A 23,893-nucleotide genomic window follows, 5' to 3' on the forward strand; every position below is an offset into this window, starting at 1 on the left:
TGTCATGAGCCTGTCGTCTGTCCACTTTCGTGGCACACAACAGCAAGGGGGGCCAATGAGACGCAGAGCGAGAGCGATCCTCGCCGCGGCTTCACTGCTCACGGCCGGACTGGCGGCGGTACCAGCCGCCCACGCGAGCCCGGGCGGCAAGGGCGCCACCGGCGAAGGACTGTCCGTCTGGTACGCCGACGTCACCAAGGCGCAGCTGCCGCTCCTGCTCGCGCAGGGCGCGGACGGCCAGGAACTGACCGCCCAGGTACCCGCCGAGGGGACCGCGAAGGTCGAGCTCTACCTCACGAAGACGCAGGCCGGCACGTTGCGCAAACAAGGCGTCGACCTCACCGAGCACACGGTTCCGGCCGCGACCGAGAAGCGCCTCAAGGCCCAGGGGGACGGTGTCTTCCGCCCCTACAGCGGGGCGAACGGACTGCGGCAGGAGATCGTCGACACCCAGCGCGCCCACCCCGGCCTCACCAAGGTCGAGTCGATCGGCAAGACGGTCAAGGGCCAGGACATCCTCGCGCTCAAGCTCACCAAGAACGCGAACAAGGCCAAGGACGGCTCCAGGCCCTCCGTGCTGTACATGTCGAACCAGCACGCCCGGGAGTGGATCACCCCGGAGATGACCCGGCGGCTGATGCACCACTACCTGGACAACTACGGCAAGGACCCGCGGATCACCAGGATCGTGGACTCCACCGAGCTGTGGTTCGTCCTCTCCGCCAACCCCGACGGGTACGACTACACCTTCACCGGCACCCAGCAGCGGCTGTGGCGCAAGAATCTGCGCGACAACAACGGCGACGGGAAGACCGCACCGGGCGACGGCGTCGACCCCAACCGCAACTTCCCGTACAAGTGGGGCTACGACAACGAGGGTTCCTCGCCCGACCCCGCCGACGAGACCTACCGCGGCCCCTCCGCCGGCTCCGAGCCGGAGACCAGGGCGCTGGACGCCTTCGAGAAGCGGATCGGGTTCTCCTACGCCATCAACTACCACTCCGCGGCCCAGCTGCTGCTGTACGGCGTGGGCTGGCAGGTCGCCACCCCCACCCCGGACGACGTCCTCTACAAGGCGCTGGCGGGCACGCCCGACAAGCCCGCGATACCCGGCTACCACTCGCAGCTCTCCTCCGAGCTGTACACCACCAACGGCGAGGCCGACGGACACGCGGGGAACGTCAACGGGATCCACATGTTCACCCCGGAGATGTCGACCTGTCAGACGGCCTCCCGGATCGACCCCGACGACCAGTGGAAGCCCGGCGACTGCCAGTCGGTCTTCAACTTCCCCGACGACGAGAAGCTGATCCAGCAGGAGTTCGCCAAGAACATCCCGTTCGCGCTGGCCGTCGCCGACACCGCGCGCCACCCCGACCAGCCGGTCTCCCCGGTCGGCATCGACGCCCCGGACTTCACCCCGGACGCCTTCACCACCTCGTACGCCCGCGGCGGGGACCAGGAAGTCGCCGTCACCGCCCGCAGGTCGGTGCGCGACAAGAGGCTCAACTACCGCATCGACGGCGGACGTACGCACACCGAACGCCTGCGCGCCTGGAAGGGCGGCGACGTCTACGGCGGCGAGGACAACATCCACTTCGACCAGTACCGGGCCACCGTCGAGGGGGCGGACACCGGATCCAAGGTGGAGGTCTGGTTCACCGGGCGCACCCGCGCCGGCAAGCGGACCTCCAGCACGCCCTTCACCTACACGGTGGCCGCCCGGCCCAGGGGCGACACCCTGGTGATCGCGGAGGAGGGCGGCACCGCGCCCGCCCGGCACGCCGGGGCGTACACCAAGGCCCTCGCCGACAACGGCCGCAGGTCCGCGGTCTGGGACGTGGCCACCCAGGGCACCCCGAGCGCGCTCGGCGTGCTCAGCCACTTCCGGACGGCCGTCTGGTACACGGGCGCCGAGCGGCCCACCGCCGCCGTCACCCTGGCCGTGCGCGACTTCCTCAACGAGGGCGGCCGGCTCGTCAACGCCGGTGAGAAGGCGGGCGGCACGGTCGACCTCGGCGGCGCCGACTCCGACGACTTCGCCCAGTACTACCTCGGCGCCTACAACCGCGTCGGCCTGAAGTCGCCGCCGGCCTTCGAGGGCGCCGGAAGCCTGGCGGGCGCCAGGGCGACGCTGGGCAACGCGAGCGACAACCCGCTGGACCTGGCCGGGGCGTACACGATCACCTCGGACACCCTCAAGCCCGACCGGTTCCCGCAGTTCAAGAGCGCCGCCGCGGGCACCTACCCGGGCATCCGTACCCCGTTCGAGCCGGCCGCGGGCGACTGGTTCGCGGCGGCCCAGCACCAGGACAGCGCCTATATGCGGCTGTCCAGGACCGTCGATCTGAGCGGCACGGCGGCGGCCGACCGGCCGAGCCTGGGGTTCCAGCTCAGCTATGACACCGAGCCCGGCTTCGACAACGTGATCGTCGAGGCGCACACCGTGGGGCAGGAGGACTGGACGACCCTGCCGGACACCAACGGCGGCACCAGCCAGGCGGTCCCCGCCCAGTGCGAGCAGGGCTACTACGTCCAGGGGCACCCCTTCCTGGCGCACTACCTGACCGTGGGCGCGAGCGCCTGCACGGCGAGCGGCACCTCGGGCGCCTGGAACCGGTTCACCGGCTCCTCCAACGGCTGGCAGCCGGTCTCGGTCGACCTCAGCCCCTACGCGGGCAAGCGGGTCGAGGTCTCCATCTCCTACGTGTCGGACCCCGGCACCGGAGGCGTGGGCGCCTTCGTCGACGACACCAGACTCGTCATCGGGGGCACCGCCCAGGGCGCCGAGGGCTTCGAGACGGCGCTCGGCCCGTGGAGCGTGCCGGGACCGCCGGCCGGCAGCCCCGGCAACGCCGGCGACTGGGCCCGATCCCAGGCGCTCTTCCACTCCCAGGCGGCCGTCACCACCCACGACACCGTGCTGCTGGGCTTCGGCCTGGAGCACGTGCCGTCCGCCGCCGACCGCAAGAATGTGATCGGCAGGGCGCTCCGCTCCCTGCGGGACTGAACCGGAGCGGACCGGGCACCCGCGTGCTGAGACCACGGGGGTGCCCCTCGCCCGCCCATCACGCTCCGTAGTCGGGACGAAAGTCCCCCCGGCGGCCCTTACCCGTTGGTAGGTATGGGCCGTCGGCCATGTCCGGCTGTCGTGGCCGGTGAGGGGAGTGCGCTCGATGTCACTCCACGGCTCCGGGAGAGGTAGGGTCATAAGCGGTCGGGGACATCCCATACAACTCGCCGGCGTCGAAAACCGGCGTACCTAACGAGGAGATCGGTTCGTGACGATCCGCGTAGGCATCAACGGCTTTGGCCGCATCGGGCGCAACTACTTCCGCGCGCTGCTGGAGCAGGGTGCTGACATCGAGATCGTGGCTGTCAACGACCTGGGTGACACCGCGACCACTGCTCACCTGCTCAAGTACGACACGATCCTGGGCCGCCTCAAGGCCGAGGTCACGCACACCGCCGACACCATCACCGTGGACGGCCACACCATCAAGGTGCTCTCCGAGCGCAACCCGGCCGACATCCCCTGGGGTCAGCTGGGCGTCGACATCGTCATCGAGTCGACCGGCATCTTCACCAAGAAGGCCGACGCCGAGAAGCACATCGCCGGTGGCGCCAAGAAGGTCCTCATCTCGGCTCCGGCCAAGGACGAGGACATCACCATCGTGATGGGCGTCAACCAGGACAAGTACGACGCGGCCAACCACCACGTCATCTCCAACGCCTCCTGCACCACCAACTGCGTGGCGCCGATGGCCAAGGTCCTCGACGAGAACTTCGGCATCGTCAAGGGCCTGATGACGACCGTCCACGCGTACACGAACGACCAGCGCATCCTGGACTTCCCGCACTCGGACCTGCGCCGCGCCCGCGCCGCCGCCGAGAACATCATCCCCACCACCACCGGTGCCGCCAAGGCCACCGCGCTGGTGCTGCCCAAGCTCAAGGGCAAGCTCGACGGCATCGCGATGCGCGTCCCGGTCCCGACCGGCTCGGCCACCGACCTCGTCGTGGAGCTGGAGCGCGAGGTGACCAAGGACGAGGTCAACGCCGCGTTCAAGAAGGCCGCCGAGGGCGAGCTCCAGGGCATCCTGGAGTACACGGAGGACGCGATCGTGTCCTCCGACATCGTCGGCGAGCCGGCCTCCTGCACCTTCGACTCCTCCCTGACCATGGTCCAGGAGGGCAAGTCGGTGAAGATCCTCGGCTGGTACGACAATGAGTGGGGCTACTCGAACCGCCTCGTCGACCTCACCGTCTTCGTGGGCGGCCAGCTCTAAGTCTGATAAGTCTCAGGGCAGGCAACTCGATGTGAGCACAGGGCTCGGGCAGCGCGACGATGCGCCGCACGAGCCCTGTCGCTTGCCTCGTCCTTCTCCAAGGAGTCGCAGAAACACATGAAGACGATCGACGAACTTCTCGCCGAGGGCGTCTCCGGCAAGCGGGTATTCGTCCGCGCCGACCTCAACGTGCCGCTCGACGGCACCTCCATCACCGACGACGGCCGTATCCGCGCCGTCCAGCCGACGATTGCCCGGCTCGCCGAGGCCGGCGCGCGCGTGGTCGTCGCCTCGCACCTGGGCCGCCCCAAGGGCGCCCCGGACCCGGCCTTCTCGCTCGCCCCGGCGGCGAAGCGGCTCGGTGAACTGCTGGGCGCCGATGTCGCCTTCGCCACCGACACCGTGGGCGACTCCGCGCGGGAGACCGTCGCGGGGCTGGCCGACGGCCAGGTCGCCGTCCTGGAGAACCTGCGCTTCAACGCCGGCGAGACGAGCAAGGACGACGCCGAGCGCGGCGCCTTCGCCGACCGGCTCGCCGAACTCGCCGACCTCTACGTCGGCGACGGCTTCGGCGCGGTGCACCGCAAGCACGCCTCGGTCTTCGACCTGCCCGCGCGGCTGCCGCACGCGGCCGGCTTCCTCATCGCCACCGAGGTCGGCGTCCTGAAGAAGCTCACCGACGACGTCAAGCGCCCGTACGTGGTCGTCCTCGGCGGTGCCAAGGTCTCCGACAAGCTCGCCGTCATCGACCGGCTGCTCGCCAAGGCCGACCGCATCCTCATCGGCGGCGGCATGGCGTACACCTTCCTCAAGGCCCAGGGCCACGAGGTCGGCATCTCGCTGCTCCAGGAGGACCAGATCCCGGTCGTCACGGAGTACATGGAGCGCGCCGAGAAGAGCGGCGTCGAGCTGGTCCTGCCGGTCGACATCCTGGCCTCGTCCGACTTCCCGGACCTGAAGACCAAGGCCCCGGCCGACTTCGTCACCGTCGACGCGGACAAGATCCCCGCCGACAAGGAGGGCCTGGACATCGGCCCCCGGACCCGTGAGCTGTACGCGTCGAAGATCGCGGACGCGGAGACGGTGTTCTGGAACGGCCCGGTCGGCGTCTTCGAGCACCCCGACTACGCGGGCGGCACCCAGGCCATTGCGCGGGCCCTGCTCAACTGCGACGGCTTCACCGTCGTGGGCGGCGGCGACTCGGCCGCCGCCGTGCGCACCCTCGGCTTCGACGAGAACGCCTTCGGTCACATCTCGACCGGCGGCGGCGCGAGCCTCGAATACCTTGAGGGCAAGACCCTTCCCGGCCTTGCCGCACTGGAGGACTGAACACCGTGACCACGCGTATGCCGCTGATGGCCGGCAACTGGAAGATGAACCTCAATCACCTCGAGGCCATCGCGCACGTCCAGAAGCTCGCCTTCGCCCTGGCCGACAAGGACTACGACGCCGTCGAGGTCGCGGTCCTGCCGCCCTTCGTGGACCTGCGGTCGGTCCAGACCCTGGTCGACGGCGACAAGCTCAAGATCAAGTACGGCGCCCAGGACATCTCGGCGCAGGACTCCGGTGCCTACACCGGTGAGATCTCGGGCGCGATGCTGGCCAAGCTGAAGTGCACCTATGTGGCCGTCGGCCACTCCGAGCGCCGCCAGTACCACAACGAGAGCGACGAGCTCTGCAACGCCAAGGTCAAGGCCGCCTTCAAGCACGGTCTGACCCCGATCCTCTGCGTCGGCGAGGGCCTGGACGTCCGCAAGGCCGGTGACCAGGTCTCCTACACGCTGGCCCAGCTGGACGGCGGCCTCAAGGACGTCCCGGCCGAGCAGGCCGAGTCCGTGGTGATCGCGTACGAGCCGGTGTGGGCCATCGGCACCGGCGAGGTCGCCACGCCCGAGGACGCCCAGGAGGTGTGCGGGGCCATTCGCACCCGTCTCGCGGAGCTCTACTCGCAGGAGCTGGCCGACAAGGTCCGCATCCAGTACGGCGGCTCCGTCAAGGCCTCGAACGTGGCCGCGATCATGGCGCAGCCGGACGTCGACGGTGCTCTCGTGGGCGGCGCGGCACTGGACGCGGACGAGTTCGTCAAGATCGTCCGCTTCCGCGACCAGTGAGTATGCGGTAGCGCGGATCCGTCGTACCCTTGCGGGGGTCGGGCTCGGGATTATGGAATACGTCCCCCCGGCCCCCGTCGCCATATCAGTCCTAGGAAGTTGGTCCAGCCGTGATTGTCGGGTTCTCGATTGCCCTGATCGTCTTCAGCCTGCTGCTGATGCTGCTGGTGCTGATGCACAAGGGAAAGGGCGGCGGCCTCTCCGACATGTTCGGTGGTGGAATGCAGTCGTCCGTCGGCGGTTCCTCGGTCGCCGAGCGCAACCTCGACCGCATCACCGTCGTGGTCGGTCTGCTGTGGTTCGCGAGCATTGTCGTTCTTGGTCTCCTGATGAAGCTGGACAACTGATCTGTCGTCTCCGCGTTCCGGAGCGGGTGTAACCACAATCGCTGGACGCGCGTTGGGCCTTACGTAGACTGGGGCATCTTCGAGCACCATCACGCAGGGAGTTACGACCGTGGCAAGTGGCAACGCGATCCGGGGAAGCCGGGTCGGAGCGGGGCCGATGGGTGAGGCCGAGCGCGGCGAGTCCGCGCCGCGCCTCCGCATCTCCTTCTGGTGCTCGAACGGGCACGAGACGCAGCCGAGCTTCGCCAGTGACGCACAGGTTCCGGAGACGTGGGACTGCCCGCGCTGCGGTTTCCCGGCCGGCCAGGACCGGGACAACCCCCCGGACCCGCCGCGCACGGAACCGTACAAGACCCACCTCGCCTACGTGCGGGAGCGGCGCAGCGACGCGGACGGCGAGGCGATCCTCGCGGAGGCGCTCGCCAAGCTCCGCGGCGAGATCTGACAGTGAGGGGCCCGGTGGGCGAACACGGTTCGCCCACCGGGCCCTTCGGTATTCCCCCAGGTCAGCGCCGATTGTCAGTGGCTCCCCCTACCGTGTGAATCAGCCGATCACCTGGGGGAGTTGTGGCCGTACTGGAGAGCGCCGCCGACGCGGCGGCCGAGGCGCCCGCGTGGCGCGGGGGGTGCGGGCGGCTGTGGTCGGCCGCGGTCGTCTCCCGGTTCGGCGACGCGCTGCGCACCGCCGCGCTGCCGCTGCTCGCCGCCTCGCTCACCACCGATCCGATGCTGGTCGCGCTGGTCACTGCGGGCGGCTTCCTGCCCTGGCTGCTCTTCGGACTGCTGGGCGGCGCCGTCGCGGACCGGGCGGACCAGCGCCGGGCCATGTGGGCGGTCGACCTGGTGCGCGGGGTGCTCATGGCCGCCTTCGCCGCCGCCGTGGCCCTGGGGCATGCCTCCATAGCCCTGCTGATCGCGCTCGCCTTCGCCCTGACCGCCCTGGAAACGCTCTTCGACAACGCCGCGACGGCCCTGCTGCCCGCGCTGGTGCCGCGGCCCGCGCTCGGCCGCGCCAACGCCCGGCTGATGACGGGCCAGCAGCTGGCCGGCGGCTTCCTCGCCGCGCCCCTGGTGCCCCTGCTCCTGACGGCGGGCGACGGCGTGCCGTACGTGGCGGACGCGCTCACCTTCGCCCTCGCGGCGGCGCTGGTGGCCTCGCTGCGTACGCCGGCCCCCGAGCGGGCCGCCCGCAAGCCCGGCTCCACCCTGCGCACCGAGACGGCCGAGGGGCTGCGCGCGCTGTGGGGGGAGCGGAGCCTGCGCGTGCTCTGCGTGGCCACGACGCTCTGCAACACGGGGGTGGGCGCGCTGGTCGCCACCCTGGTCCTGCACGTCACCGGCTGGCTCCACGCGGGCCACGGAGGCTACGCGGCGGCGATCGCGGCCTACGGGGCGGGCAGCGTGGCCGGCGGTCTGCTCGCCACCGGGGTGGCGCGCCGGCTGGGCCGGCTGGGCAGCGTGCTGCTCGCGGGCGTGATCCAGACGGTGTGCCTGGCGGCGATCGGGTCCATACGGGAACTGTGGGTATCGATCGCGGCGATGGCGGTGTTCGGGGTCATGGGAATGGTGTGGAACGTCAACCAGGTGACCCTGATGCAGGAGCGCACCCCGCAGGCCATGCTGGGGCGCACCAGCGCGGCCTTCCGCACGCTGGCCGTGGCGGGGGCGCCGCTGGGCGCGCTGCTGGGCGGGGCCGCGGCCTCCTCCTGGGGGCTCAACACCCCCGCCCTGGTGGCGTCCGGATTGTTCCTGGCCGCCGTGGCCGCTCTGATTCCTGCCCTTACGTCCTGATCAACTAGGTTGGAGGGGCAGCGGGGCAGGTACGTACGCGAGTACGAGGAAGTGGGCTGATGTCACAGATGAACGCAGAAGGCCGTACCAGGCTCAACCGGATGCCCGAGTGGACCGCGCTGGGCAAGCACCGCGAGCAGATGGGCGACACCCATCTGCGTGAGCTGTTCGCCGCCGACCCCGGCCGCGGCACCGGGTACACCCTGACGGTCGGCGACCTGTACCTCGACTACTCCAAGCACCTCGTCACCGACGAGACCCTGCGGCTGCTGCGCGAGCTGGCCGCCGCGGCCGACGTGGCGGGGCTGCGGGACGCCATGTTCCGCGGCGAGAAGATCAACACGACCGAGGACCGCGCGGTGCTGCACACCGCGCTGCGCGCGCCGCGCGGCACGGTCGTCGAGGTCGACGGCGAGGACGTGGTGCCGGGCGTGCACGCCGTTCTGGACAAGATGGCGGCCTTCGCCGGCCGCGTGCGCTCCGGCGAGTGGACCGGCCACACCGGCAAGCGCATCAGGAACGTCGTCAACATCGGCATCGGCGGATCCGACCTCGGTCCGGCGATGGCGTACGAGGCGCTGCGCGCCTTCACCGACCGCGACCTGACGGTCCGTTTCGTCTCCAACGTGGACGGCGCCGACCTCCACGAGGCGGTCCGCGACCTGGACGCGGCGGAGACGCTGTTCATCATCGCGTCGAAGACCTTCACCACGATCGAGACGATCACCAACGCCACCTCGGCGCGCGACTGGCTCCTCACCGAACTGAGGGCCGATCAGGACGCGGTCGCCAAGCACTTCGTGGCGCTGTCCACCAACGCCGGCAAGGTCGCGGACTTCGGCATCGACACGGCCAACATGTTCGAGTTCTGGGACTGGGTCGGAGGGCGCTACTCGTTCGACTCCGCGATCGGCCTCTCGCTGATGATCGCGATCGGCCCGGACCGCTTCCGCGAGATGCTGGACGGCTTTCACCTGGTCGACGAGCACTTCCGCACCGCGCCCGCCGAGGCCAACGCGCCGCTCCTGCTCGGCCTGCTCGGTGTCTGGTACGGGGCGTTCTTCGACGCCCAGTCGCACGCGGTGCTGCCCTACAGCCACTACCTGTCGAAGTTCACCGCCTACCTCCAGCAGCTCGACATGGAGTCCAACGGCAAGTCGGTGGACCGCGACGGCAACCCGGTCGACTGGCAGACCGGACCGGTCGTCTGGGGCACCCCGGGCACCAACGGCCAGCACGCCTACTACCAGTTGATCCACCAGGGCACCAAGGTCATCCCGGCCGACTTCATCGGCTTCGCCGAGCCGGTCGCCGACCTCCTGCCGGGCCTGGTCGCCCAGCACGACCTGCTGATGGCCAACTTCTTCGCCCAGACGCAGGCCCTGGCCTTCGGCAAGACCCCCGAGGAGGTCCGGGCGGAGGGCGTGGCCGAGGAGCTGGTGCCGCACAAGACCTTCCGCGGCAACCACCCGACCACGACCATCCTGGCGCGCGAGCTCACGCCGTCCGTCCTCGGCCAGCTCATCGCGCTGTACGAGCACAAGGTGTTCGTCCAGGGCGCGATCTGGAACATCGACTCCTTCGACCAGTGGGGCGTGGAGCTGGGCAAGGTGCTCGCCAAGCGCGTCGAGCCCGCGCTGACCGAGGGGGCGGACGTGCCGGGCCTGGACGGGTCCAGCAAGGCCCTGGTCGCCAAGTACCGGGCGCTGCGGGGCCGGTGAGCCCATGGCGGGGCAGGGGGTGGTGCTGAGACCGCCGAGGAACGCGCTGGACCCGGCGGCCGTCGGCTGGTGGCGCGCGCAGTGGCTGGCGCTCACCGCGGGGCCGGTGGCGGTCCTCGCGGTCCTCGGCGCGCTCATCGCCCCCGCCCGGCCGTGGCTGCTCGCGGCGGCGGCCGGGCTCGCGGCGGCGGGCGCGCTCTGCGCCGCCCTGCTGCCCCCGTGGTGGTACCGGGTGCACCGCTGGGAGGTCACCGACGACGCGGTGTACGTACGGACGGGGTACCTCTGGCGTGAGTCGCGGATCGCGCCGATGTCCCGGATCCAGACCGTGGACACCGTGCGCGGCCCGCTGGAGCGGTCGTTCGCGCTGGCCACGGTCACCGTCACCACCGCCTCCGCCAAGGGCGCCCTGAGGATCACCGGCCTGCACCACGAGGTGGCGGCGGAACTCGCCGAACGGCTGACGAGAATCACGGGAGCGACCCCGGGGGACGCCACATGAGCGGCGCCGGGCCCGGCGCCCCCGCTCCCGCCGACGCCTGGCTGCGGCTGGACCGGCGGCGGGTGCTCGTCTTCACCGCCCTGGGAGCCGGACTGGCCGTGGGCGCCGGGCTGCCCACGGCGCTCGCGATGCTGGGCCGGGCGTCGGGCGGCTGGGCCGTCGCCGTGGTCCTCGGCTGGCTCGTACTCCCGCCCGGCTGCGGCGCCCTCGCCGGATACGTGGGCTGGCGCCGCACCCGGTACCGGATCGACCCCGAGCGGGCCGAGCTGCACTCCGGGCTGCTCCTGGTGAAGCGCCGCTCGCTGGCCCGCGAGCGGATCCGCAGCGTCGACCTCACCGCCAACCCGCTGCTGCGCGTCCTCGGCCTGGTCAAGGTCAGGATCGGCACCGGCGAGCACAGCGGCGGCGAGTCCACCCTCGAACTCGACCCCGTCACCCGGGCCGAGGGCGAACGGCTGCGCCGGGTGCTGCTGGTCCGCGTGGCACCCGGGCCCGACGCCGCCGGCGGCACGGGCGAGCTGGCGGCGCTGGACCCGGCCTGGATCCGGTACGCGCCGGTGTCGTTCGTGGCGCCGGCCCTCGCCGGGGCCGCGCTCGGCGGACTGATGCAGCTCAGCGACTGGTTCGGCGTCCAGGACGAGGTGCTGGACTGGGCCGGGGACCGCTTCCACCACACCCCGCTCGGCTGGATGATCCTCACCGTGGTCGTCCTGGCGCTGGTGGTGGGTGTGGCCGGTGCGCTCGGCCTCTGGGTCGAGATGTGGTGGAACTACCGCCTGGAGCGGGAGCCGGGCGGCACCCTGCGGGTGCGCCGGGGCCTGTTCACCTCCCGCTCCCTGTCCATCGAGGAGCGCCGGCTGCGCGGAGTGGAGCTGGTCGAGCCGCTGGGCGTCCGGCTCTGCGGCGCGGCCCGGCTCGACGCGATCGCCACCGGCCTGGCCCGCGGCGAGGACGACGAGCACGCCGACCACGACACCCTGCTCCCGCCCGCGCCCCGGGCGCTCGCCGCCGAGGTGGCCGCCCGGGTGCTGCGCGAGCCGGCCGCCCCGACCGCAGCCGCGCTCGCCGCGCATCCGCGTGCGGCCCGGACCCGCCGGGTGCGGTGGGCACTGCTCGCCGTCCTGGTCCCGGTGGCGCTCCTGGCCCTGCTCGGGGCCCTGCTGACCCCGGTGCTGCTCTACGGGGCCGCCGGGGTCGCGGTGCTGGGCGTGCCGCTCGCGGTGGCTCTCGCCCTGGACGCGTACCGGAGCCTGGGGCACGGCGTCGACGGCGCCTATCTCGTGGCCCGTTCCGGCACGGTCCGCCGCTCCACCGTCGCCCTCCAGCGCGGCGGCGTCATCGGCTGGACGGTCAAGCAGTCCGTCTTCCAGCGCCGTGCGGGGCTCCTCACCCTGACCGCCACGACGGCCGCAGGCGCCGGCGCCTACGCGGTACGGGACGCCGCAGAGGCCGAGGGGCTGGCCTTCGCGGCGGAGGCGGTCCCGGGGCTCCTGGAGCCGTTCCTGATACGGCAGCAGGCGCAGGCGCCGGAGCCGGGCGGACCGGCTGACGTGCGCTGATACGGCCGGAAATGGACCCCGCCGGAGTTCACCCGTACGGCGCAGGGATCATTGCGTCCATGACTACTACCAGCCGCCGTACGGTCCTCACCGCCCTCGCCACCGCCACCGTCGCCGGTCCGCTGATGAGCGGGCTCGGTGCGAGCGCCGCCCACGCCACCGGGGCCAACGACCTCTACGCGTCCAACACCGACCTCTACACCCAGCTCGCCGGAAAGGAGGGCACTGACTTCGCCAGACGGTACAAGCGCCACGAGCAGCTCGACAGCGACCAGAAGACGGCCGTCCGGTACGGCCGTACGGCTGTCCTCGCGCTGCACGGCGGCGGGATCGAGGGCGGCACCTCCGAGCTCTGCCTGGGCATCGCCGGATACGACCCGGCCACGCTCGTCGCCAAGGGCGGCCCGGCGTACGACTACTGGATGTTCGAGGCGATCCGCAGCACCAACAACAGCGAGCTGCACGTCACGTCGAAGAACTGCGACGACAAGGTGGCCCTGTCCATCGCCGCCGCCAACCTCAACGTGCTCAGCCTGCACGGCTGCACCGCCTCCCAGGCCGGGGCGCCCAGCACCCGTCCCGAGGCGGTCGTGGTCGGCGGTCTCAACGGCACCTTCAAGACGTATCTGCACGACGCGCTGCGCGCCGCCGGGTTCCAGACCATCGACGGTTCGACCGAGCCGGACCTGGCGGGTGTGGAGCCGTCCAACATCTGCAACCGGACCCTGCTCGGCAAGGGCGCCCAGCTGGAGATCACGACCGAGCTGCGCAAGTCCATGTTTAGCGTGAACACCATCGCGGGCCGCGCGACCAGCACCACCCCTGTCTACGACGCCTTCGTGGCGGCGGTCCGTACCGCCATCGCCCGGCTGGAGGCGTCCGGCGGCGAGCAGATCATCCTCTGACACCCGCTCCGGCATCCGGCCGGAACACGGACGGGCCCGGCCCACCGGAAGGTGGACCGGGCCCGTCCGCGCGTGCGGCACCGGGGTCAGGGCGACGCCGGCGGGTACAGCGCGCGCGGCAGCCGGGAGGCCGCCGCGGAGTCGAGCAGCCAGAGGGTGCGGCCACGGCCGTACGCACCCGCGGCCGGAGCCTGCACCTCGCCCGCACCGGACAGGGCGATGGCCGCGGCCCGCGCCTTGTCCTCGCCCGCCGCGAGCAGCCACACCTCGCGGGCGGCCCGGATCGCCGGGAGGGTCATCGAGACCCGCACCGGCGGCGGTTTGGGCGCGCCGTGCACCCCGACCACGGTCCGCTCGGTCTCGCGCACCGCGGGCAGCTCCGGGAAGAGCGAGGCCACATGGGTGTCGGGGCCGACGCCCAGCATCAGCACGTCGAACGTCGGCACCCCGCCGTGGTCGCCGGGACGGGCCGCGGCGGCCAGCTCCTCGGCGTAGGCCGCGGCGGCGGCGTCGACGTCCTTGCCGTACGGGCCGTCCGAGGCGGGCATCGCGTGCACCCGCTCCGGGGCGACCGGTACCGCGTCGAGCAGCGCCTGACGCGCCTGGGTGACATTGCGCTCCGGATCGCCCTCGGGCAGGAAGCGCTCGTCACCCCACCACAGGTCGATCCGCGACCAGTCGATCGCGTCCCGGGCCGGGGAGGAGGCGAGGGCCGCGAGCAGCCCGTTGCCGTTGCGGCCCCCGGTGAGGACCACGGACGCCGAACCGCGGGCGGCCTGGGCGTCCACGATCTTCGTGATCAGCCGGGCCGCCGCGGCCTGCGCCATCAGCTCCTTGTCGCGGTGGACGACGAGCTGAGGGGTACTCACTTCGTCGCCGCCTTCTTGGCCGGAGCCTTCTTGGCGGCGGGCTTGGCGTCCGAACCGTTCGCGTCACCCGAGGCGTCCGAAGCCTTCGAACCGTCGGAGCCGTCCGACGTGCCCGCACCCTTGGACGCACCGCCGGAAGCGGACCCGGAGGCGGCCGGAGCCTTCTCCTTCGCCGGCTCGCCGAGCCGGTCCACGCCGAACTTCAGCGCGGAGGCGTAGGTGTCGTCCGGGTCCAGCCGCCGCAGCTCCTCGGCGATCAGCTCGGCCGTCTCGCGCCGCTTGAGCGCCACCGCGCGGTCCGGCTGGCCCTGGATCGAGAGCGTGGCCAGCGAGCCGTCGGCGCGGTCCAGGACGATCGGACCGCAGTCGGTCTCCATCCGTACGGCGGTCAGGCCCGGGCCCGAGGACCGCGAGCGCTTCACCGGTACGTCGAGGCGGTCCGCGAGCCACATGGCGAGCAGCTCGCAGCTCGGGTTGAACTCCTCGCCCTCCACCTCGACCGACGTCACCTCGCACGACACCTGGTCGAGCGCCGCGGCCAGCATCGAACGCCAGGGCGTGATGCGGGTCCAGGCCAGATCGGTGTCGCCCGGGGTGTAGGTGTCGGCGCGGGCGGTCAGCTCCTCTATGGGCTGCTCGGCCGCGTAGGTGTCGGTGACCCGGCGCTGGGCGAGGGAGCCCAGCGGGTCGTTGGCCGGGTCGATCGGCGAGTTCACCGGCCACCAGACGACGACCGGCGCGTCCGGCAGCAGCAGCGGCAGCACCACCGACTGGGCGTGGTTGATCACCTCGCCGTAGAGCCGCAGCATGACCGTCTCGCCGGTGCCCGCGTCCGCGCCGACCCGGACCTCGGCGTCCAGGCGCGACTGGGTGCGGTCGCGGGGCGAGCGCGAGACGCGCTTGATGACGACGAGGGTGCGCGAGGGGTGCTCGCGCGAGGCGTCGCTCGCGGCGCGCAGCGCGTCGTAGGCGTTCTCCTCGTCGGTGACGATGACGAGGGTCAGGACCATGCCGACGGCGGGGGTGCCGACCGCGCGGCGGCCCTGGACCAGCGCCTTGTTGATCTTGCTGGCCGTGGTGTCCGTAAGGTCGATCTTCATGGCCGGCGCCAGCTCCGTCCGTCTCGTGCGAGCATTTCGTCCGCCTCGACCGGGCCCCAGGTGCCCGACGCGTACTGCGCGGGCGTGCCGTGGGCGTCCCAGTACTGCTCGATCGGGTCGAGGATCTTCCAGGACAGCTCGACCTCCTCCAAGCGGGGGAAGAGGTTGGAGTCGCCGAGCAGGACGTCGAGGATGAGCCGCTCGTACGCCTCGGGGCTGGACTCGGTGAAGGACTCGCCGTAGGCGAAGTCCATCGACACGTCCCGGACCTCCATGGAGGTGCCCGGCACCTTGGAGCCGAACCGTACGGTCACGCCCTCGTCCGGCTGGACCCGGATGACCAGCGCGTTCTGCCCCAGCTCCTCCGTCGCCGTGTGGTCGAAGGGGGAGTGCGGGGCGCGCTGGAAGACGACCGCGATCTCGGTGACGCGGCGGCCCAGGCGCTTGCCGGTGCGCAGGTAGAACGGCACGCCCGCCCAGCGGCGGTTGTCGATCTCCAGCTTGACCGCGGCGTAGGTGTCGGTCTTCGACTTGGGGTCGATCCCGTCCTCCTGGAGGTAGCCGACGGCCTTCTCGCCGCCCTGCCACCCGGCCGCGTACTGGCCGCGCACGGTGTTGGAGCCCAGGTCCTTCGGCAGCCGTACGGCGCCCAGGACCTTGGTCTTCTCGGCCGCGAGCGCGTCCGCGTCGAAGGAGGCGGGCTCCTCCATCGCGGTCAGCGCGAGCAGCTGGAGGAGGTGGTTCTGGATGACGTCACGGGCCGCGCCGATGCCGTCGTAGTACCCTGCCCGGCCGCCGATACCGATGTCCTCGGCCATCGTGATCTGGACGTGGTCGACGTACGACCGGTTCCAGAGCGGCTCGAACATGGTGTTGGCGAAGCGGAGCGCCAGGATGTTCTGGACGGTCTCCTTGCCGAGGTAGTGGTCGATCCGGAAGACCTCGTCCGGCGGGAAGACCTCGTGGACGACCTGGTTGAGCTCCTGGGCGGAGACCAGGTCGTGGCCGAAGGGCTTCTCGATGACCGCGCGGCGCCAGGCGCCGTTCTTCTGGTCGGCGAGCCCGTGCTTCTTGAGCTGCTGGACGACCTGGGGGAAGAACTTCGGCGGCACCGAGAGGTAGAAGGCGAAGTTGCCGCCGGTGCCCTGCGCCTTGTCGAGTTCGGCGATCGTCGACTTCAGCTGCTCGAAGGCGTCGTCGTCGTCGAAGTCGCCCTGGACGAAGCGCATGCCCTGGATGAGCTGCTGCCAGACCTCCTCGCGGAAGGGGGTCCGCGCGTGCGCCTTGACGGCGTCGTGGACCTCCTGGGCGAAGTCCTCGTCCTGCCACTCGCGGCGGGCGAAGCCGATCAGGGAGAAGCCCGGCGGAAGCAGACCGCGGTTGGCGAGGTCATAGACGGCGGGCATCAACTTTTTACGGGACAAATCGCCCGTGACGCCGAAGATCACCAGGCCCGACGGCCCCGCGATACGCGGGAGCCGTCGGTCTGCGGCGTCACGGAGCGGATTCGCTGGGCGAATCGCAGTCAAGGTCTTAGCCCTCCGAAGGTGCCAGGCGCTTGAGCTCCGCCTCGGTCGACTTGAGCAGGTCGTTCCAGGCCGCCTCGAACTTCTCGACGCCCTCGTCCTCCAGGAGCTGCACGACCTCGTCGTAGGAGATCCCGAGCTTCTCCAGGGCGTCGAGCTCGGCGCGGGCCTGCTCGTAGGTGCCCGAGACGGTGTCACCGGTGATCTGCCCGTGGTCGGCGGTCGCCTCCAGGGTGGCCTCCGGCATGGTGTTCACCGTGTTGGGGGCGACCAGGTCGTCGACGTACAGGGTGTCCTTGTACGCCTTGTCCTTGACGCCGGTGGAGGCCCACAGCGGACGCTGCTTGTTGGCGTGCGCCTTGTCGAGGGCGGCCCAGCGGTCGGAGGAGAAGACCTCCTCGTACGCCTGGTAGGCGAGCCGCGCGTTGGCGAGACCGGCCTTGCCGCGGGCGGCCTTGGCCTCGTCGGTGCCGAGCGCGTCGATCCGCTTGTCGATCTCGGTGTCCACGCGGGACACGAAGAAGGACGCCACCGAGTGGATCTTCGACAGGTCCAGGCCGCGCTCCTTGGCCTTCTCCAGGCCGGTCAGGTAGGCGTCCATGACCTTGCGGTAGCGCTCGAGCGAGAAGATCAGCGTGACGTTGACGCTGATGCCCAGACCGATGGTCTCGGCGATCGCCGGCAGACCCGCCTCGGTGGCCGGGATCTTGATGAGCGTGTTCGGGCGGTCCACCAGCCACGCCAGCTGCTTGGCCTCGGCGACCGTGGCGCGGGTGTCGTGCGCCAGGCGCGGGTCGACCTCGATGGAGACCCGGCCGTCCTGGCCCTCGGTCGCGTCGAAGACCGGCCGCAGGATGTCGGCGGCGTCCCTCACGTCCGCCGTCGTGATCATGCGGATGGCCTCTTCGACGGTGACCTTGCGGGCCGCGAGGTCGGTGAGCTGGGTGTCGTAGCCGTCACCCTGGCTGATCGCCTTCTGGAAGATCGACGGGTTGGTGGTGACACCCACCACGTGCGACTGGTCGACCAGCTCGGCCAGGTTGCCGGACGTGATCCGCTTGCGCGACAGGTCGTCGAGCCAGATCGCGACGCCTTCGTCGGAGAGGCGCTTGAGTGCGTCTGTCATGAGAAATGCATCTCCTACTAGTTCGTATACCGGCGTCAGCGCGCGGCGGCGGCGAGAGATTCCCGGGCGGCGGCGGCCACGTGGTCGGCGGTGAAGCCGAACTCCTGGAAGAGGACCTTGCCGTCGGCCGAAGCGCCGAAGTGCTCCAGCGAGACGATGCGGCCCGCGTCGCCCACGTACCGGTGCCAGGTCAGGCCGATGCCGGCCTCGACCGCGACCCGGGCCCTGACCGACGGCGGCAGGACGCTGTCCTTGTACGCCTGGTCCTGCTCCTCGAACCACTCCACGGACGGCATCGAGACCACCCGGGTCGGCACACCGGCCGCCTGGAGCTGCTCGCGCGCCTCGACGGCGAGCTGGACCTCGGAACCGGTGCCGATGAGCACGACCTGCGCGTCGCCCCCTTCGGCGTCGAACAGGACATAACCGCCCTTGGCCGCGTCCTCGTTGGGCTCGTACGTCGGCACGCCCTGGCGGGTCAGCACCAGGCCGTGCGGGGCGCCCTTGCCGAAGACCTTGGTGTAGCGCCGGAGGATCTCGCGCCAGGCGATGGCGGTCTCGTTGGCGTCCGCCGGGCGGACCACGTTCAGACCCGGGATGGCACGCAGCGAGGCCAGGTGCTCGACGGGCTGGTGGGTCGGGCCGTCCTCGCCCAGACCGATGGAGTCGTGCGTCCACACGTACGTCACCGGCAGGTGCATCAGGGCCGACAGCCGCACCGCGTTGCGCATGTAGTCGGAGAACACCAGGAAGGTGCCGCCGTAGATACGCGTGTTGCCGTGGAGCGCGATGCCGTTCATCTCGGCGGCCATCGAGTGCTCGCGGATGCCGAAGTGGATCGTTCGGCCGTACGGGTCGGCCTCCGGCAGCGGGTTGCCCGCGGGCAGGAACGACGAGGTCTTGTCGATCGTCGTGTTGTTCGAGCCCGCGAGGTCGGCGGAGCCGCCCCACAGCTCGGGGATGACCGCGCCCAGGGCCTGGAGGACCTTGCCGGAGGCGGCGCGGGTGGCGACGCCCTTGCCGGTCTCGAAGACCGGGAGCTTCTCCTCCCAGCCCTCGGGCAGCTCGCCCGCGTTGATCCGGTCGAACTCGGCGGCGCGCTCGGGGTTGGCGGTGCGCCAGGCGGCGAACGACTTCTCCCACTCGGCGCGGGCCTCACGGCCGCGGTCCAGGGCGCCACGGGTGTGCGCGAGGACCTCGTCGGCGACCTCGAAGGTCTTCTCCGGGTCGAAGCCCATCACCCGCTTGGTGGCGGCCACCTCGTCGTCGCCGAGCGCCGAGCCGTGCGCGGCCTCGGTGTTCTGCGCGTTCGGGGCGGGCCAGGCGATGATCGAGCGCATCGCGATGAAGGAGGGGCGCTCGGTCTCGGCCTTGGCGGCCTCGATCGCCTCGAACAGCGCCTTGGGGTCCAGGTCGCCGTTCTCCTTCGGGGCCACACGCTGGACGTGCCAGCCGTACGCCTCGTACCGCTTCAGCGTGTCCTCGGACACGGCGGTCTCGGTGTCGCCCTCGATCGAGATGTGGTTGTCGTCCCAGAGCAGGACCAGGTTGCCCAGCTTCTGGTGACCGGCCATCGAGGACGCCTCGGCGGAGATGCCCTCCTGGAGGCAGCCGTCGCCCGCGATCGCGAAGACGAAGTGGTCGAACGGGGAGGTGCCGGGGGCCGCCTCCGGGTCGAACAGACCGCGCTCGTAGCGGGCGGCCATGGCCATGCCCACGGCGTTGGCGACACCCTGGCCCAGCGGTCCCGTGGTGGTCTCCACGCCGGTGGTGTGGCCGTACTCCGGGTGACCGGGGGTCTTGGAGCCCCAGGTGCGGAAGGCCTTCAGGTCGTCCAGCTCCAGGCCGTACCCGGCCAGGTAGAGCTGGACGTACAGCGTCAGGGAGGAGTGGCCCGCGGACAGCACGAAGCGGTCGCGTCCGGTCCAGTCGGCGTCCGCCGGGTCGTGGCGCATCACCTTCTGGAAGAGGGTGTACGCGGCCGGGGACAGGCTCATCGCCGTACCAGGATGGCCGTTGCCGACCTTCTGTACAGCATCCGCGGCCAGGACGCGGCCGGTGTCTACGGCCCGCTGGTCCAGTTCGGTCCACTCAAGGTCTGTGGTGGTCGGCTTGGTGCTCACCCTGGGTCAGGGCTCCTCTCCACATGTTCGTTCCCGGTGACTGTGGGCGCACCGGGCGTTGTCGAGCCTACCCCCGCCGGAACGCTCATTTTTTCGACTGCCCACCGGTTGGGACACACACTCCAGAGTGCCCAAGACCGGTCACTTCCGCCTCACGGCGCGGTCTTCGCGACCCGGCGCCAACACGAGCCCACCCCCGCGAAGGGCGGCGTCTGGGCAACGTCTACAGTGGCGTGGTACGCGCAAGTCTTCACCGGGTTCTCTTGCCCGGAACGTCCGGGCCCATCCGACCGATTGCCCCGGGACTTGCTGGGAATTCTCTGTCAGGGGTGTGCGTGACGGCCGTCGAGTCCCGACCCGCAGGGGTCGTCTTGACTCCCAGCCCGGGGGCCCATCGGCCGTTCGGGGCCCGCGTCAAGGCGTTCGTGGCACTGACCAAGCCGCGGATCATCGAACTGCTCCTCATCACCACCATTCCGGTGATGTTCCTGGCCGAGCAGGGCGTTCCGTCCCTCTGGCTGGTGCTGACCACCACCGTCGGCGGCTATCTCTCCGCGGGCGGCGCCAACGCGCTGAACATGTACATCGACCGCGACATCGACGCCCTGATGGACCGCACCTCGCAGCGGCCGCTGGTGACCGGGATGGTCTCGCCGCGCGAGTGCCTCGCCTTCGGCATCACCCTCGCGGTCGTCTCGACGCTGTGGTTCGGACTGCTCGTCAACTGGCTGTCCGCCGCGCTGTCCCTCGGTGCGCTGCTCTTCTACGTGGTCGTCTACACGATGATCCTCAAGCGCCGCACCTCGCAGAACATCGTCTGGGGCGGCATCGCGGGCTGTATGCCGGTGCTCATCGGCTGGTCGGCCGTCACGGACTCGATGTCGTGGGCCGCGGTCATCCTCTTCCTGGTCATCTTCTTCTGGACGCCGCCGCACTACTGGCCGCTGTCGATGAAGGTGAAGGACGACTACGCGCGCGTGGGCGTCCCGATGCTGCCGGTCATCGCCTCCAACCGGGTGGTGGCACGCCAGATCGTCGCGTACAGCTGGGTGATGGTCGCGGTCTCGCTGCTGCTGACGCCGCTCGGCTACACCGGCTGGTTCTACACGGCGGTGGCGCTGGTCTCCGGCGGCTGGTGGCTCTGGGAGGCGCACGGCCTCCAGAACCGCGCCAAGGCGGGCGTCACCGGCGCGAAACTCAAGGAGATGCGCCTGTTCCACTGGTCGATCACCTATGTGTCGCTGCTGTTCGTGGCGGTCGCGGTGGACCCGTTCCTGCGGTAGACACGCGCTCCTCGTGACGGGAGGGCCCAGTGGCACAGGCCACGGGGCCCTCCCGTCGCATCTGGATCTACTCGCGAGTAGCATCCTGGGCATGGCAGAAACCCAGGTTGACGAGAAGCAGGCCGCCAAGGCCGAGCGGCGGGCGGCGCGCCTCGCCAAGCAGATCGGCCACTTCGCCAAGGAGCACGGCGGCGCCGAGGGCCAGGTCGCGTACATCGGTCAGCGCGGCGCGCGGATCGTGCTGGTCGGCGGGGACGGCGGCTGGGGCGACCTGGTGGCCCCCAGCCACGCCATCGCGCTGAGCGCGGTCGAGAAGGCCGGGATCACCGTCCACGAGGACTTCGACGGCGAGTTCGCCGCCAAGGTCAGGACCGGCCGCTACGAGTGGAGCCGGATGGCCGGCATCCAGCTCGGCGGTCCTAAGAACGGCTGAACGGCAAACAGCAACACTCATCCGGGGCTCACCCGTTAGTGAGGTGGAAGCACACCACCCAGGGAGCCCCGGATGATCGACGCCGTGCCGCAGCCGGACCTGGTGGACCAGCACTGCCACGGCGTGCTCCGCACCGAACTGGGGCTCGGCACGTTCGAGACGCAGCTCGGCAGGACCGGTGCCCCGCCCGCTCCCGGCACGACGTTCTTCGACACCCAGACCGGCTTCGCGGTGCGCCGCTGGTGCCCGCCGCTGCTGGGCCTGGAGGCGCACTGCGCCCCGGCCCGCTACCTCGCCCGCCGGCGCGAGCTGGGCGTCCTGGAGACCGTACGACGGCTGCTGCGCGGCTCGGGGGTCTCCACCTATCTGGTCGACACGAGCCTGCCCGGCGATCTGACCGGGCCCGGTGAGCTGGCCGCCGCCGCCTCGGCCGACGCCCATGAGATCGTCCGGCTGGAGCCGCTGGCCGAACAGGTCGCCGACACCTCCGGCACCGTCGACGCCTTCCTCGCCAACCTCGCCGAGGCCGTGCACACCGCCGCCGCCTCCGCCGTGGCCTTCCTCTCCGTGACGGCCGTACGCCAGAGCCTCGACCCGGCGCCGCCCGGACCCGGCGAGGTGCGCGGGGCGGCGGGCCGCTGGCTCCTCCGGCGCCGCATCCAGGAGCCGCTGGAGGACCCGGTGCTGCTGCGGCACCTGCTGTGGAGCGCGGTCGCCTCCGGCCGCCCGCTCCAGCTGCGGCTCGGCATGGACGACGCGACCGGGCTCGCGGGGTTCGCCGCCGCCACCAACGGCCTGGGCACGGACCTGGTGCTGCTGCACGGCTATCCGTACCACCGCCAGGCCGCCCATCTGGCGAGCGTCTTCCCGCATGTGTACGCGGATGTGGGCCCGGCCCTGGTGCGCACCGGCGCGCGCGCCGCGGACGTGCTGGCCGAGCTGCTGGAGCTGGCGCCGTTCGGGAAGCTGCTCTACTCCAGCGGCGCGCGCGGCCTGCCCGAACTGCATGTGGTGGGCGCGCGGCTGTTCACCCACGCGCTGGGCCGGGTGCTGGGGGCGTGGGTGGCCGACGGGGCGTGGGCGCGCGGCGACGCCGAGCGGGTCGCCGCGATGATCGGGGCGGGGAACGCCCGGCGGGTGTACGGGCTGTCAGGCGCGGGTGAGCGCCGGGTCTGACTGGGCCGGCACCGGCACGGCGGTGTGCGGCCGCTCGCGCAGCGAGAGCACGACCCGGACCACGCCGATCCACACCAGGCAGGAGCCGAGCATGTGCACGGCGACCAGGGCCTCGGGGGTCTTGGTGAAGTACTGGACGTACCCGATGACGCCCTGGGCCATCAGCACCAGGAACAGCTCGCGTGCCCGGTCGCGCGGGCCCTTGGGGGCGTCGACCGCCTTCAGGACGAACCAGAGCGCGACCGTGAGGGCCACCACGACCCAGGCGAGGTCGGCGTGGAGCTGGCTGATCATCGTCCAGTTCAGCGGGATGCGGTCCACGTCGCTGGAGTCGCCCGCGTGGCGCCCGGAGCCGGTGACGACCGTGCCGACCGCGACCAGCGCGCCGGCCGCGACCGTCAGCAGCCAGGTCAGCTGGACCACGGCCCGGCCCACCAGCGGACGCGGCGCGCCGTCGCCCTCGCGGACGCGCTGCCAGGTCATCAGCGCCACGGTCAGGAGCGCGGTGGAGAGCAGGAAGTGGGCCGCGACGGTGTACGGGTTGAGGCCGACCAGGACGACGATGCCGCCCAGGACCGCGTTGCCCATGACGATCCAGAACTGGATCCAGCCGAGCCGGGTGACACCGCGCCGCCAGGGGCTCGCGGCCCGGGCCGCGATGATCGCCCAGCCGACGGCCGCGCACAGCACGTACGTCAGCATCCGGTTGCCGAACTCGACGGCGCTGTGGAAGTCCATCTCGCCGGTCGGCGTCAGGCTCTGGTCGGTGCACTTGGGCCAGGTCGGGCAGCCGAGCCCCGACCCGGTGAGCCGGACCGCGCCGCCGGTCACCACGATGACGACGGCCATGACGACGGCGATGAGCGCCGCGCGCTGGACGGTCCGCGGGGACGGCGTCCACCGCTCGGCGATGAAGGCGAGCGGGTTGCGCACCGCCTGAGCCGCTTCGGCTCGGGTCACGTTCGGCATGGCCCCTATCGTAGGGCTCCGTTTGTGCACGTTTTCACGAGGGGTCCGCCGCCCTCCGCCGCG

At 71.2% G+C, this 23,893-nt stretch carries 20 protein-coding genes; 14 read left to right on the plus strand and 6 right to left on the minus strand.

Features of this window, described 5'->3' with window-relative positions; all coding sequences use genetic code 11:
* The first annotated feature begins 55 nt into the window (after window positions 1-55).
* From ABZ404_RS14580 to ABZ404_RS14630, 11 genes are all read left to right on the plus strand, one after another.
* A complete protein-coding gene (locus tag ABZ404_RS14580; protein WP_358835964.1) occupies window positions 56-3,010 on the plus strand; it encodes a M14 family zinc carboxypeptidase in 2,955 nt (984 codons plus the stop codon).
* 271 nt (window positions 3,011-3,281) lie between these two features.
* Window positions 3,282-4,289: a type I glyceraldehyde-3-phosphate dehydrogenase gene (gene gap, locus ABZ404_RS14585; RefSeq protein WP_358835965.1), complete on the plus strand. Its 1,008-nt coding sequence runs from the start codon at window positions 3,282-3,284 to the stop codon at window positions 4,287-4,289.
* Between the two features lie 117 nt (window positions 4,290-4,406).
* Window positions 4,407-5,618 (plus strand): phosphoglycerate kinase, encoded by a 1,212-nt coding sequence (locus ABZ404_RS14590; protein ID WP_358835966.1) that lies wholly within the window; start codon window positions 4,407-4,409, stop codon window positions 5,616-5,618.
* A 5-nt stretch (window positions 5,619-5,623) separates the two neighbouring features.
* On the plus strand, window positions 5,624-6,400 hold the full coding sequence (gene tpiA, locus ABZ404_RS14595) for a triose-phosphate isomerase (protein WP_358835967.1): 777 nt from the start codon (window positions 5,624-5,626) through the stop codon (window positions 6,398-6,400).
* Window positions 6,401-6,510: 110 nt separating this feature from the next.
* The gene (secG, locus tag ABZ404_RS14600) at window positions 6,511-6,747 is read left to right on the plus strand and encodes a preprotein translocase subunit SecG (protein WP_190088918.1); all 237 of its coding nucleotides are present in this window, start codon (window positions 6,511-6,513) and stop codon (window positions 6,745-6,747) included.
* A gap of 109 nt (window positions 6,748-6,856) precedes the next feature.
* Entirely contained in the window at window positions 6,857-7,192 is a 336-nt protein-coding gene (locus tag ABZ404_RS14605; protein WP_003976875.1) for an RNA polymerase-binding protein RbpA, read from the plus strand.
* A gap of 122 nt (window positions 7,193-7,314) precedes the next feature.
* Window positions 7,315-8,538 (plus strand): MFS transporter, encoded by a 1,224-nt coding sequence (locus tag ABZ404_RS14610; RefSeq protein ID WP_358835292.1) that lies wholly within the window; start codon window positions 7,315-7,317, stop codon window positions 8,536-8,538.
* A 68-nt stretch (window positions 8,539-8,606) separates the two neighbouring features.
* The gene (gene pgi / locus ABZ404_RS14615; protein WP_358835293.1) at window positions 8,607-10,259 is read left to right on the plus strand and encodes a glucose-6-phosphate isomerase; all 1,653 of its coding nucleotides are present in this window, start codon (window positions 8,607-8,609) and stop codon (window positions 10,257-10,259) included.
* A 4-nt stretch (window positions 10,260-10,263) separates the two neighbouring features.
* Window positions 10,264-10,761: a PH domain-containing protein gene (locus ABZ404_RS14620; protein WP_358835291.1), complete on the plus strand. Its 498-nt coding sequence runs from the start codon at window positions 10,264-10,266 to the stop codon at window positions 10,759-10,761.
* Window positions 10,758-12,320 (plus strand): PH domain-containing protein, encoded by a 1,563-nt coding sequence (locus tag ABZ404_RS14625; protein ID WP_358835290.1) that lies wholly within the window; start codon window positions 10,758-10,760, stop codon window positions 12,318-12,320. The genes ABZ404_RS14620 and ABZ404_RS14625 overlap by 4 nt, the downstream gene beginning before the upstream one ends.
* Before the next feature lie 59 nt (window positions 12,321-12,379).
* Window positions 12,380-13,225: a poly-gamma-glutamate hydrolase family protein gene (locus tag ABZ404_RS14630; protein ID WP_358835289.1), complete on the plus strand. Its 846-nt coding sequence runs from the start codon at window positions 12,380-12,382 to the stop codon at window positions 13,223-13,225.
* Between the two features lie 86 nt (window positions 13,226-13,311).
* Here the strand turns inward: ABZ404_RS14630 and pgl are convergent, their stop codons facing one another.
* From pgl to tkt, 5 genes are read right to left on the minus strand one after another with little or no spacing between them, the layout of a single operon-like run.
* On the minus strand, window positions 13,312-14,094 hold the full coding sequence (gene pgl / locus ABZ404_RS14635) for a 6-phosphogluconolactonase (protein ID WP_358835288.1): 783 nt from the start codon (window positions 14,092-14,094) through the stop codon (window positions 13,312-13,314).
* Window positions 14,091-15,194 carry a glucose-6-phosphate dehydrogenase assembly protein OpcA gene (gene opcA / locus ABZ404_RS14640; RefSeq protein WP_358835287.1) on the minus strand — a complete coding sequence of 368 codons (1,104 nt, stop codon included), beginning with the start codon at window positions 15,192-15,194 and terminating at the stop codon, window positions 14,091-14,093. Before opcA ends, pgl begins: the two co-directional genes overlap by 4 nt.
* Entirely contained in the window at window positions 15,191-16,723 is a 1,533-nt protein-coding gene (gene zwf / locus ABZ404_RS14645; protein WP_358835286.1) for a glucose-6-phosphate dehydrogenase, read from the minus strand. The genes opcA and zwf overlap by 4 nt, the downstream gene beginning before the upstream one ends.
* A 4-nt stretch (window positions 16,724-16,727) precedes the next feature.
* Window positions 16,728-17,846: a transaldolase gene (gene tal, locus ABZ404_RS14650; RefSeq protein WP_358835285.1), complete on the minus strand. Its 1,119-nt coding sequence runs from the start codon at window positions 17,844-17,846 to the stop codon at window positions 16,728-16,730.
* Window positions 17,847-17,881: 35 nt separating this feature from the next.
* On the minus strand, window positions 17,882-19,969 hold the full coding sequence (gene tkt, locus ABZ404_RS14655; RefSeq protein WP_358835284.1) for a transketolase: 2,088 nt from the start codon (window positions 19,967-19,969) through the stop codon (window positions 17,882-17,884).
* A 329-nt stretch (window positions 19,970-20,298) separates the two neighbouring features.
* Between tkt and ABZ404_RS14660 the strand changes: the two genes are divergently transcribed.
* The 3 genes from ABZ404_RS14660 (at window position 20,299) to ABZ404_RS14670 (ending at window position 22,861) form a co-directional block, all read left to right on the plus strand.
* Window positions 20,299-21,252, plus strand: coding sequence for a heme o synthase (locus tag ABZ404_RS14660; RefSeq protein ID WP_358835283.1), 954 nt, complete (start codon window positions 20,299-20,301; stop codon window positions 21,250-21,252).
* Between the two features lie 91 nt (window positions 21,253-21,343).
* Complete coding sequence (locus ABZ404_RS14665) at window positions 21,344-21,685, plus strand: hypothetical protein (protein WP_358835282.1); 342 nt, start codon at window positions 21,344-21,346, stop codon at window positions 21,683-21,685.
* 72 nt (window positions 21,686-21,757) lie between these two features.
* Complete coding sequence (locus tag ABZ404_RS14670; protein ID WP_358990444.1) at window positions 21,758-22,861, plus strand: amidohydrolase; 1,104 nt, start codon at window positions 21,758-21,760, stop codon at window positions 22,859-22,861.
* Here ABZ404_RS14670 and ABZ404_RS14675 read toward each other — a convergent pair.
* Entirely contained in the window at window positions 22,835-23,839 is a 1,005-nt protein-coding gene (locus ABZ404_RS14675; protein ID WP_358834186.1) for a COX15/CtaA family protein, read from the minus strand. The two genes, ABZ404_RS14670 and ABZ404_RS14675, sit on opposite strands and share 27 nt — an antisense overlap.
* Between the last annotated feature and the right edge of the window lie 54 nt (window positions 23,840-23,893).

Origin of the sequence: Streptomyces sp. NPDC005878 (assembly GCF_040629815.1) — a bacterium.
Classification (GTDB): domain Bacteria; phylum Actinomycetota; class Actinomycetes; order Streptomycetales; family Streptomycetaceae; genus Streptomyces.